9 protein-coding genes are annotated in these 10,693 nt (G+C 54.1%); 8 read left to right on the top strand and 1 reads right to left on the bottom strand.

The window, feature by feature from the left end:
• Nucleotides 1-336 precede the first annotated feature (336 nt).
• Nucleotides 337-1,200, top strand: coding sequence for an integron integrase (locus K7H09_RS15590; protein WP_330165620.1), 864 nt, complete (start codon nt 337-339; stop codon nt 1,198-1,200).
• A gap of 380 nt (nt 1,201-1,580) precedes the next feature.
• Nucleotides 1,581-2,894 (top strand): hypothetical protein, encoded by a 1,314-nt coding sequence (locus tag K7H09_RS15585; RefSeq protein ID WP_230805123.1) that lies wholly within the window; start codon nt 1,581-1,583, stop codon nt 2,892-2,894.
• A 4-nt stretch (nt 2,895-2,898) separates the two neighbouring features.
• Here the strand turns inward: K7H09_RS15585 and K7H09_RS15580 are convergent, their stop codons facing one another.
• Nucleotides 2,899-3,420 (bottom strand): zinc ribbon-containing protein, encoded by a 522-nt coding sequence (locus tag K7H09_RS15580; protein ID WP_226251462.1) that lies wholly within the window; start codon nt 3,418-3,420, stop codon nt 2,899-2,901.
• A gap of 161 nt (nt 3,421-3,581) precedes the next feature.
• Between K7H09_RS15580 and leuS the strand changes: the two genes are divergently transcribed.
• The 6 genes from leuS (at nt 3,582) to K7H09_RS15550 (ending at nt 10,653) form a co-directional block, all read left to right on the top strand.
• Nucleotides 3,582-6,167, top strand: coding sequence for a leucine--tRNA ligase (gene leuS / locus K7H09_RS15575; protein ID WP_230805121.1), 2,586 nt, complete (start codon nt 3,582-3,584; stop codon nt 6,165-6,167).
• Nucleotides 6,164-6,658 carry an LPS-assembly lipoprotein LptE gene (locus K7H09_RS15570; protein ID WP_190373119.1) on the top strand — a complete coding sequence of 165 codons (495 nt, stop codon included), beginning with the start codon at nt 6,164-6,166 and terminating at the stop codon, nt 6,656-6,658. Before leuS ends, K7H09_RS15570 begins: the two co-directional genes overlap by 4 nt.
• Nucleotides 6,655-7,722: a DNA polymerase III subunit delta gene (gene holA / locus K7H09_RS15565; RefSeq protein WP_009286978.1), complete on the top strand. Its 1,068-nt coding sequence runs from the start codon at nt 6,655-6,657 to the stop codon at nt 7,720-7,722. The genes K7H09_RS15570 and holA overlap by 4 nt, the downstream gene beginning before the upstream one ends.
• Nucleotides 7,723-7,808: 86 nt before the next feature.
• On the top strand, nt 7,809-8,207 hold the full coding sequence (locus tag K7H09_RS15560) for a PA2779 family protein (RefSeq protein ID WP_009286979.1): 399 nt from the start codon (nt 7,809-7,811) through the stop codon (nt 8,205-8,207).
• Nucleotides 8,208-8,220: 13 nt separating this feature from the next.
• Complete coding sequence (locus K7H09_RS15555) at nt 8,221-9,159, top strand: PA2778 family cysteine peptidase (protein WP_141440977.1); 939 nt, start codon at nt 8,221-8,223, stop codon at nt 9,157-9,159.
• A gap of 255 nt (nt 9,160-9,414) precedes the next feature.
• A complete protein-coding gene (locus K7H09_RS15550; RefSeq protein WP_230805119.1) occupies nt 9,415-10,653 on the top strand; it encodes a GGDEF domain-containing protein in 1,239 nt (412 codons plus the stop codon).
• Nucleotides 10,654-10,693: the final 40 nt, after the last annotated feature.

The following is a 10,693-nucleotide window of genomic DNA, read 5'->3' as shown; positions in this document are numbered from 1 at the left end:
ACAGCTACCGCGAAGCGGTTTAGTTCAACAGGTATTAGACGGCGCGTCCTATGATTGGATGAACGCGTCAGCATGTTTACTTAGTAAATGTAGCCTACCTTTTCGTGCATAACTACATGATTTTAAAATAAATTAATACTAATTAGGCTGTATTTGCAGAATTCGCATGCTTGCGCGTTTTGCCAAGCCCAATAACACTGTATGTATATCCACCACCAGGAGACAGACAACCAAATGGATATGCAAAGCAGGCCTCCGAAACTAATGGATCGTGTGAAAGCTGTTATGCGAGTAAAGCGCTACAGCCCACGTACTGAAAAAACATAATGTTACTGGATACGTTACTTCATTCGCTATCATGGGCTGCGACACCCAGCCAGTATGGGCTCTTCTGAAGTCCAAGCTTTTCTTGAGCACCTTGCCGTAGAGCGATATGTGGCTGCAACTACACAAAACCAAGCGCTTAATGCTTTAGTATTTCTGTATCGTCATATCCTTGATATGCCATTGGGTGATATTGGCCCCTTTTCACGAGCTAAACGCCCGCGTCGATTACCTGGCGTGCTTTCTCACGAAGAGGTTATGCGCGTATTAAATCAATTGTCTGAGCCTATGAATTTGATGGCAACCCTGATGTATGGCTCAGGACTGAGACTCATCGAAACGTGTCGTTTGCGCGTAAGAGATATTGATACCGAACGCCATATCATCACCGTCAGGGCAGGGAAAGGTGATAAAGACCGAACCACTTTACTACGCGCTGTCTGTCTTCCCGCGTTAGAGGCGCAAATTGAGTCAGCTGAACGGCAACTTGCCTATCGGCTAGCACGTGGTCGCGTACCAGTAACTTTACCTCATGCTCTGGATCGTAAGTACCCAAACGCGGGCATTTCCCTAGGTTGGCAATGGCTGTTTCCTGCCAGCCGCCCATGCTGTGATGATGCCGGGAACGTCGTTCTTCACCATATTCATTCATCGGCTGTGCAAAAGGCCGTGAAGCAGGCGATGAAATCTGCATCATTGCCACGTCCAGGCTCTTGCCATACCTTACGGCACAGTTTCGCCACCCAATTACTAAGCCAAGGCACGGACATTCGCACAGTACAAGTATTGCTAGGCCACAAAAGTATCGAGACAACGCAAATTTATACGCATGTAATAGGAAAGGAATTTGCAGGTGTGCGTAGCCCTTTAGGCTAATGAGCTAAAACGAAACCACGCTACCGCCAAGGCGCACCTAGATTACGATAAAACGCTCCAGTTACGACCGAATCTGACTAATTAATCATACCTTATTCATAAATTTGGATTAGGTCACGTATCGATGAAAAAAAGTGTTTCCTCTCTGAGGGCAACGGCTCGTTAGTTGCATGGATCTGGCATCGCTGCGCGATGCTCCCGCGGGTGCCTCATTTGCTCGTGCCTCGCAGATTCGTTACCACGCGCTACAAAATGTGGCTACGCAAGTAGTGTTGCCAATTCTTCTCACGTGTACAAAATGCTCTTGCTTCATAACTCGTTGCCACTGGCCTTCCTCCGCAAATCCGATTAGCCTGCTAATTCACTATTAAGGGTTTGGCATGCAAGAGACGACTTCTCGGCAGCGCTTGGCGGGCGTGCTGATTTTGCTTGGATTGATCGCACAAATTATCGGTTTTACCAGTTGGTTGAGCACTGCCCATGCGGTGAGCTATTTGCTGTGGGCGGCGGTTGTGTTGCTGTGGCGGGATATTCCCCGTCGTTCGCGTATCCAGGCGGCCGTACTAATCGCACTCGGTGCGGGCATGCTGCTGGTGGCGCGGTTTGTGTATGGTGCGGTTGTCGATTGGCCTGCCATGTTGCAGGGCAATTCGTTTGTGGCCGCGATGCTGGTGGGCGTTAGCTTTATCTCGCTGATTGGTAAGCAAGGCAACAAGGGCGCGACGGGAAGTCGAGTGACCGGAGCGGGTGGCGTGCTGCGTACCTGGTTGGGCGTTCACTTCCTGGGTACGATTTTAAATCTCTCTACCGTGTTTATGGTCGGCGATAAGCTGGCCCGGCGTGGGCCGCTCACTACGCCGCAGCTGTTGGCGCTTAACCGCGGGCTCTCTAGCGCGGCGCTGTGGTCGCCTTTTTTTGCCTCCATGGGCGTAGTGATCGCGCTAGTACCCGACGTTGAGTACGCGCAAATTGCCGTGGTGGGTTTTCCCATGGCGATGCTGTCGGGGCTGTTAACCACGCTAGAGCTGCGGCGCCGGTTTGATCTCAGCGAGGTGGATGGCTACTCACTGGCACCACGTAGCCTATTGATGCCGGTAGGTATGGCAGCGTTGGTGATGCTTTTTCACTTTGTGCTCACCCCTGCCCTTACCATTGTCAGCATTATTACCTTTCTGCTGCCCAGCGTGGCGGTATTGAGCAACCTACCCCATGGGCCCCGTTTTACCCTGCGACGTATTCGCCAGCACACCACCACGCGACTACCGGCCATGCGCGGGGAAATTTCGCTGTTTTTAGCCGCGGGGCTATTAACGATTGGGCTTTCAACACTGGTAACAGCCGCGGCAGGCAGCGACTGGACGCTATTCACCCGCTTTGGCACACCTCAGGCGATGCTTAGCTTTGCAGCAATTACCCTGAGCGCGCTGGCAGGCTTACATCCCATTATTGGGGTGTCGGTGTTGGCCTCAATATTGAACCTGCAGAACGGAGAACAGACCGTGTTTGCGTTTGTGGCGTTAACGTCATGGGCGGTGGGCACCAGCGTGGGCCCGCTTTCGGGGATCAACCTGTCACTGCAGGGTCGCTACGGGGTGAGCGGTTACCGAATGATGACAAATAACCTCCTCTACGCAGCGGTCATGAGCCTGCTCTCGCTGGGGGCGATTGCAGGCGTCAGTTTACTGGTTACCTAATCGATCAGGTCTCAACGATTTTGCTAGGGAAGCGGTAGAAGTAGCGATGGCCACACTGGTGGCAAGGTTCCAGGCGCGCCACGGTGGGCAGCATCACCTGAGCATCGCAATGGGTGCAAGCCATTAGACCGGGCGCCGCCATCTCACCTTCGCAGTAGTCGGCGCGGGCGGCTTCTAAATCTTCTTCGAAGCGTTCGCGTTCGACCACGCTGCGGTCGGCAATCGAAAGCAGCGACTCCGCCACGCGGCGCGAAAGGCCGTCAATGTCGATGCCCAGCCAGCTAGCTACCTGCTTGCCTGTGTCGGCCATGTAGTAGCGCATATCTTTCAGGTCACGCTCGACCCAGGCGCGCAGCAGTGCCAGCTCGTCTTTGGTGTACTCTTCCAGCTCCGCTTCAAACTCAACCGCGTCGTCCAAATCCTTCTGCAAGTTTTCCCAGGTTAGCTCATTGGCGCCCCCCTGCATCCGCTCTAGCAAGCGTTCGTAGCCTTCGCGTAGGCGGTTATCATTCTGCTGTTCACTCATGGTGCCTCTCCTTTTGTCGACGCGTGCAGTTACCTATCATCGGCTTACCGTTCAAGGATACACCCGCATAGGATACAATCGACCTCACTTATCTGACAGATGTCATCTAACATTCACTTTGCGCCCCTTTTGGGCGAATACGCCAAGGCATTAATAAACCGATGGACGCACACTACAGCCCTCGTGATATCGAACGCGACGCCCAGCAGTACTGGGACAAACATCAGTGCTTCAAAGCCGTAGAGGACGCCAACCGCGAGAAGTTCTACTGCCTCTCCATGTTCCCCTACCCCAGCGGCAAGCTGCACATGGGCCACGTGCGTAACTACACTATCGGCGACGTTGTGTCCCGTTTCCAGCGCATGCAGGGTAAAAATGTCATGCAGCCCATGGGCTGGGATGCTTTCGGCATGCCCGCAGAAAACGCCGCCATTCAGAATCAGGTGCCGCCTGCCAAGTGGACTTACCAAAACATCGATTACATGCGCAATCAGTTGAAGGCATTGGGCTTTGCCTATGACTGGAGCCGCGAGTTCGCCACCTGCGATACCAGCTACTACCGCTGGGAGCAGTGGTTCTTCACCAAGCTGGTAGAAAAAGGCTTGGTGTATAAGAAGATGTCGACGGTTAACTGGGATCCGGTGGATCAAACCGTCCTCGCCAATGAGCAAGTTATCGAAGGTCGCGGCTGGCGCTCTGGTGCCTTGGTTGAGCGTAAAGAGATCCCGTTGTGGTTCTTGAAGATTACCGATTACGCCGATGAACTGCTGGCTGACCTGGATAAAGTGGAGTGGCCAGAACAGGTCAAAACCATGCAGCGCAACTGGATTGGCAAATCCCGCGGTGTCGAGCTGACCTTTGATGTTAAAGGCGCTGATGGCCAAGCCAATGAGCCGCTAGCGGTTTACACCACCCGCCCGGATACCCTGTTGGGCGTTACTTATGTGGCGGTTGCCGCTGGCCACCCGCTGGCCAAGCAGGCGGCGGAGCAGAACAGTGAGCTTGCAGCTTTCTGCGATGAGTGCGCCAGGGGTGGCACTTCCGAAGCCGAGATGGCCACCAAAGAGAAGAAAGGCATGCTCACCGGGCATACGGCGGTTCACCCGCTAACGGGCGATGAAGTGCCCGTTTACGTGGCTAACTTTGTACTGATGGAGTTTGGTACCGGTGCGGTGATGGCGGTACCCGGCCACGACCAGCGCGATTGGGAATTTGCCACCAAGTACGGGATTGCCATCAAACCGGTCATCGCCGATGAAAGCGGCCAGCCTGCCGACGTTTCTGAGGCGGCCTACGCCGAATACGGCAAGCTGGTTAATTCAGGTCAATTTGATGGCCTTGATTTTGAACAAGCCTTTGATGCCATTGCCGCCAAACTAGCTGAGCTTGGTCGTGGTGAAGTCAAAACCAACTACCGCCTGCGCGATTGGGGCGTTGCCCGCCAGCGTTACTGGGGCGCGCCAATTCCGGTCAAATACGGCCCGGAAGGTCAAACCGTTCCGCTGACCGATGACGAGCTGCCGGTCTCTTTGCCTATGGAAGTTACCGTAGACGCCTCGGGCTCGCCGCTGAAGAAGATGCCAGCGTTTTCTGACCTGGGCGATGGCTGGACGCGCGAAACCGACACCTTCGACACCTTTATGGAGTCGTCTTGGTACTACGCGCGCTTCTGCTGTGCGGATAACACCGAAGCAATGCTGGATGAGCGCGCCAACTACTGGCTGCCGGTTGACCTCTACATTGGCGGTATCGAGCACGCCATCCTGCACCTGTTGTATGCGCGTTTCTTCCACAAGCTGATGCGTGACTTTGGCTTGGTGGATTCCGACGAGCCCTTCCAGCAGCTTCTGACCCAAGGCATGGTCATTGCGGAAACCTTCTACCGCTCCACTGATAACGGTGGCAAGCAGTGGTTTAACCCCGCTGACGTGGAAGTGAAGCGTGATGAGAAAGGCCGCCCGCTGAGCGCAATCCTTATGAGCGACGGCGAGCCGGTGGAAATGGGTGGCATCGAAAAGATGTCCAAGTCGAAAAACAACGGCGTTGATCCGCAGTCGATGATCGACAAGTTTGGTGCCGATACCGTACGCCTGTTTATGATGTTTGCCGCCCCCCCCGAGCAGTCCCTGGAGTGGTCGGATTCAGGTGTAGAGGGCGCACACCGCTTTTTGAAGCGCCTATGGCGTCAAGTCAATGAGCACTTGGCAGCGGGCACGCCCGGCACGCTGGACGTCAATGCACTTAACGACGATCAAAAGGCGCTGCGCCGGAAAACCCACGAGACTATCAAGAAAGCCAGCGACGATATCGGCCGCCGCACCACCTTCAATACCGCTATTGCCGCGGTGATGGAGCTGTCCAACGCTATCGGTAAGTTCGACGATAGCTCTGAACTTGGCCTGGCGGTTAGCCGTGAAGCGCTGGAAGCCTGCGTACTCTTGCTCTCGCCGATTACGCCGCACCTGTGCCATAGTCTCTGGGAAGCGTTTGGCCATTCAGGCCCGGCCATTGAAGCAACCTGGCCGGTAGTAGATGAATCCGCCCTTACCCGCGACAGCATCGAGCTGGTGGTACAGGTCAACGGTAAACTGCGTGCTCGCCTTGAAGTACCGGCAAGCGCAGATAAGGCGTCTATTGAAAAGCTGGCGATGGAGCATGAAAACGTTCAGCGCTTCCTCGAGGGCAACACCGTACGTAAAGTGATCGTGGTGCCCGGCAAACTGGTTAATATCGTGGTGAGTGGATGAACCGACGCACATTTTTAACCGCTAGCATCGCCGCCTCGGCGGCGGTGCTGGTCAGCGGCTGTGGGTTTCGGCTACGCGGCTCTGAATCGCTGCCTACGCTGCCCCCCCTTGCTTTAGAAGGCGACACCAACAGTGCCGTCGCTCAGCAGATCGCCTCTCGTCTTCAGCAGTTAGGCACCCAGGTAGCCGCTGGGGCGCCTTGGAGGGTCACGTTGGGCACGCCTGTTTTAACCGAGCGTCGACTCGGCGGTGATGGCAGAGCAAGCCGCGAGCACGAGCTAACGCTCAGCGCCAGACTCTCAGTTCAGGAGCGAGCATCGAATGCCTATCACATCAATAATGAAACGCTGTCGACGGATACCCGCATTCGCGTTAGCGATGACGACCTCCTTAACCGCGAAACGCTAATGATGGAAGCAGAACAGACGCTTGCACGCCAGTTGTCTCAGCAAATCATTGAGCGCCTTACTTACGTTGAGGGCATGCAGTGAAGGTATTTGCTGATCAGCTACCCGCTGCGTTAGCAAAAAAGCTACCCCGCGTAGTGATCGTAGCGGGGGATGAGCCCTTACAGCATCGCGACGCCTGCGATGCTGTAAGGGCCGCAGCTCGCCAGGGTGGTGTCGAGGAGCGTGAAGTACTCGATGTCGAGCCCAATTTTGCCTGGGGTCGCTTGATGGAAATGTCGAGCAACCTCTCGCTGTTTGCGACCAGCAAGCTACTGGAGTTGCGCTTAGGCAATCACAAGTTAGGGCAAGAAGGCAGTAAAGCGTTAGCGCAGTACGCCGAAACCCTGGATAACAGCGATGATGTTCTACTGATTGGTATGGGCAAGCTAGATGCCAAGCAGCAAAAAAGCGCCTGGTTCAAAGCGCTGGATAAGCACGGTTTGTTTGTTCCCGTGTGGCCCGTGGACGCTTCCCGCTTAGGCTACTGGCTACGGGATCGTGCTTCATTGCACGGTCTACAAATTGATCTGGAAGCCGCTCGCCTGCTGGGAGAGCGCACCGAAGGCAATCTTTTGGCCGCTGACCAAGAGTTGCAAAAGCTGGCACTGATTCACCCCCAAGGCACCCGCTTGAACGTGGAAAGTATTGCCCAGGGAGTAGAAGACAGCACCCGCTTTGATGTCTTCAATTTGGCCGATGCCTGCCTGAAAGGCGAACCCAGCCGCGCTTCGCGCATTGTGAATGGCTTACGCAGTGAAGGCGTTGAGGCGCCTATCGTGCTGTGGGCGCTTAGCCGAGAGCTACGCACGCTGCTCTCGCTGCATCAGCACCTGGATCAAGGGCAGAGTTTTGAGCACGCCTGCAAAACCCAAAAGCCGATGATTTTTGATAAGCGCCGCCCCGCTTACCAGAAAGCCATTGGCCGCCTGCCCATGAAGCGCTTACATAAATTGCTATTAATGGCCCAGCGGCTCGACTTAGCCGTCAAGGGGGCAGCAGCGGTGCCACTATGGCCCGGCTTACACGATTTAGCCATGACCATGGCCGGGGGCCGCGGGCTGCTCTCAGAGTCGGCCTGGACCTATCGCATTAGTGCAAATAATTAGCACTTTGCATATTACGCTTAAAAATCAAACCATTTGTTTCTATACTCATTCCTTACCACCCCGACTAGTCTATAAGGAAGAAGACGATGAAAACATTGCGTGCTTACCTCTCTACCCTACTGATTGCAGCGCTGGTTATTACCAGCTTACCCGTTGCCGCTGCACCCACTGCGCCCCAATCAATGGATTTAGTCTCCACCCAATCTGTTTTGGCAGCTGACCGTGCTGGCGCTGATCGCGAACGGATTAACGAGATCCTGGCCCGCGCCGATGTGCAAGATCAGCTGGTAAAACAGGGTGTTGATCTGGACGAAGTCGAGGCTCGCGTTGCATCACTCAGTGATGCTGAAGCACAGCAAATGGCCGATCAGCTTGAGCAACTGCCAGCCGGTGCCGGCGTTGTAGGCGCTTTATTTGCCGTTTTCATTATTTTGCTGGTAACCGACATTCTCGGCCTAACCGACGTTTACCCGTTTACTCGCTAATACAAGGCCGCTCATGACCTACCTGTTTTCCAACGCCCGCTTTGCGGGCGTTTTTATTATGCTACTACTGCTCAGCGGCTGTGCGCGTAATCCGGTATTACTGCAAAGCACCTATCAAGCCCTACCGCCCCATACAGAAATCACCAGCGTACCGTTTTACGCCCAAACAGAATTTCAGTGCGGCCCTGCCACGCTGGCAATGGTACTCAATCACCAGGGTGTCGACACCGACGTTGAGGAGCTGATTCCTCAAGTATTTCTGCCCGGACGCGATGGCAGTGTGCAGCCAGAAATGCTGGCAACGGTGAGACGGCATGAGCAGCTCGCGTTTCCTATTCGCGGCACCATGGACGCCCTATTAAACCATTTGGCAGCGGGCGACCCGGTGGTCGTTATGCAGAATTTGTCGCTGCCGATTTATCCAATGTGGCACTACGCTGTGGCCATTGGTTACGATTTGCCCAGTGAAACGCTTATTCTGCGCAGCGGCGAGATTGAGCGCCATACCATGTCGTTCAGCCGTTTCGATGCCACTTGGGCACGCACAGAGCGCTGGGGATTTGTGGTGGCCGAACCAGGTACTTTGCCTACAGGTATTACTGCCCGCAACGCCTTAGAAGCGCTTAGCGCCTACGAAGAGGCCCATGGGCCACGCGCCACGCTTTCAAGCTGGCAAGCGTTTGCAAAACGCCATCCCACTAACGCTATGGGGCAGTTTGCGTTAGGCAATGCGCTTTACGCAGATCAACAACCCGACAACGCACGCAAGGCGTTTGAACGGGCAACCGAGCTAGATGAAAAGATGGGGGCCGCATGGCTAAACCTGGGTCTTTTACTATTGCAAAACGATGCGCCTGACGCGGCTCGCGAAGCGTTAACGCAAGCGGCTGCGCTTGAAGGGAGCTGGCAGGAAAAAGCGCGCTTAGCCTTGGACTCCTTAAATAACGATTAAATATCAACCAATTAAATAGATACTAATAATAACGAGCACAAGTATGATCCTACAATTAGTAAAGTTGTGGGATGGCAGAAATGGCGGGTGAGTGCTTAAGTTGCATAAGGATGAAGTCTTTAAGCTGTTCATTGGATTACCTAACCATTAACGGAGAGGTGCCATGCAGAACTGCCCTTTGCAACGGATGCACTGTTACGATGATTTCGTTTACTATTCTAACGTGCCTTCGCCAACTCAGCAGTTGGCGAAGGGGTGCACCACCACTGCCAGCTTGCTGATGCCCTCGTGATGTTGCGTCGCTTTCTTCGTCAGCCCGGTGGGCGCTTAGCATTCATTTTTGCCGTCATTCTTTGCGCTATGTCCGCAGTAATGGGCAGCTATGTTTACAGTGCGTGCCAAAAAGCTAGCGCAGATTACACCACGCTAGTGAGTGATATTGTTCTAGCCCAACAGGCCACACCTCAGTTACGGGCCGCATTAGAGGAAGGCAGCCGCCAGCCTAGCAACGAACACATTAAATACATCGATTATTTTACTTCACTTTCCAAACAGCATTTAAATAACATACAGAGCAGTATTGAACGCCACCGATATCTCATCTCGGACGTTGAATACCTCCATAATCACTTCAGCGAGCTTAACAATCGTCTTTCAGACTTAACCCAGCAGTCACAGCAAGCCCAACAGCGCCCAGAGCTGATTGATCCGTTACAACGGGTTGCCATGGAGGTAGGCGGCGCTCAGGCTTGGCTATACAACCAGCTGCTAGAAGAAGTGCGCGACACCTCTGTTCAGCAACGTTTGGTAATGCAGCGACTCTCGATTGCGGTGAGTGCGCTATTGGTGTTAATGGTCAGCGCTGCAATTACACTCTGCCTAGCGGTTATTCATCTCCACCGTCAGCGCAACGTCATGCATCAGCTAATGCTAACCGATGAACTGACCGGGCTATATAACCGGCGCCATTTGGTCAATATAGCATCCGCTGCGCTTACCCAAGCCCAGCGCGATCGAGCACCGCTTAGCCTGCTGCTGTTAGATCTTGATCACTTCAAGCAAATTAATGATACCTACGGGCACCCAACCGGCGATGAGGTACTTCGCCAGATCAGTAAGCAGCTTCGCGAGCTTAGCCGTCCATCGGATACATTAGCGAGGATTGGTGGAGAGGAGTTTTGTTTATTGATGCCCAACACCGCTACCCATGATGCACTTCAGGTAGCAGATCGGCTGCGCCGAGAGGTCGAAGTTAATACGCTGAGCGGTATAGAGCAGCAAACCAACCCGACTATTAGCATTGGCGTGACGACGTGCCAAGTCGGCTCGCTGACGTTTGAGCAGCTTTATTCGTTTGCCGATAAAGCGCTCTATCAAGCTAAAGCACTGGGGCGCAACCGCGTTGAAAAACTGTTGCCCCCCACTGAGCCGTCACCTGATAACAAACCACAAGCTTACGGCCATACGCTTATTCGCGAATCCAGTGACTCTTAAACGTCTACGACAAAGGCAACTTCTCGGATTAGACGCCTGA

Source organism: Halomonas sp. IOP_14 (assembly GCF_021021315.1).
GTDB classification, from domain to species: domain Bacteria; phylum Pseudomonadota; class Gammaproteobacteria; order Pseudomonadales; family Halomonadaceae; genus Vreelandella; species Vreelandella titanicae.
Note: the sequence above shows the minus strand (reverse complement) of the source record. Positions and strands in the feature narration are given on the sequence as shown.

What these genes read in the sequence shown, in the direction of transcription:
- K7H09_RS15585 (WP_230805123.1), top strand. Translation starts at nt 1,581, where the DNA reads ATGCAAGAGACGACTTCTCGGCAGCGCTTGGCGGGCGTGCTGATTTTG.
- K7H09_RS15580 (WP_226251462.1), bottom strand. Translation starts at nt 3,420, where the DNA reads ATGAGTGAACAGCAGAATGATAACCGCCTACGCGAAGGCTACGAACGC.
- leuS (WP_230805121.1), top strand. Translation starts at nt 3,582, where the DNA reads ATGGACGCACACTACAGCCCTCGTGATATCGAACGCGACGCCCAGCAG.
- K7H09_RS15570 (WP_190373119.1), top strand. Translation starts at nt 6,164, where the DNA reads ATGAACCGACGCACATTTTTAACCGCTAGCATCGCCGCCTCGGCGGCG.
- K7H09_RS15560 (WP_009286979.1), top strand. Translation starts at nt 7,809, where the DNA reads ATGAAAACATTGCGTGCTTACCTCTCTACCCTACTGATTGCAGCGCTG.
- K7H09_RS15555 (WP_141440977.1), top strand. Translation starts at nt 8,221, where the DNA reads ATGACCTACCTGTTTTCCAACGCCCGCTTTGCGGGCGTTTTTATTATG.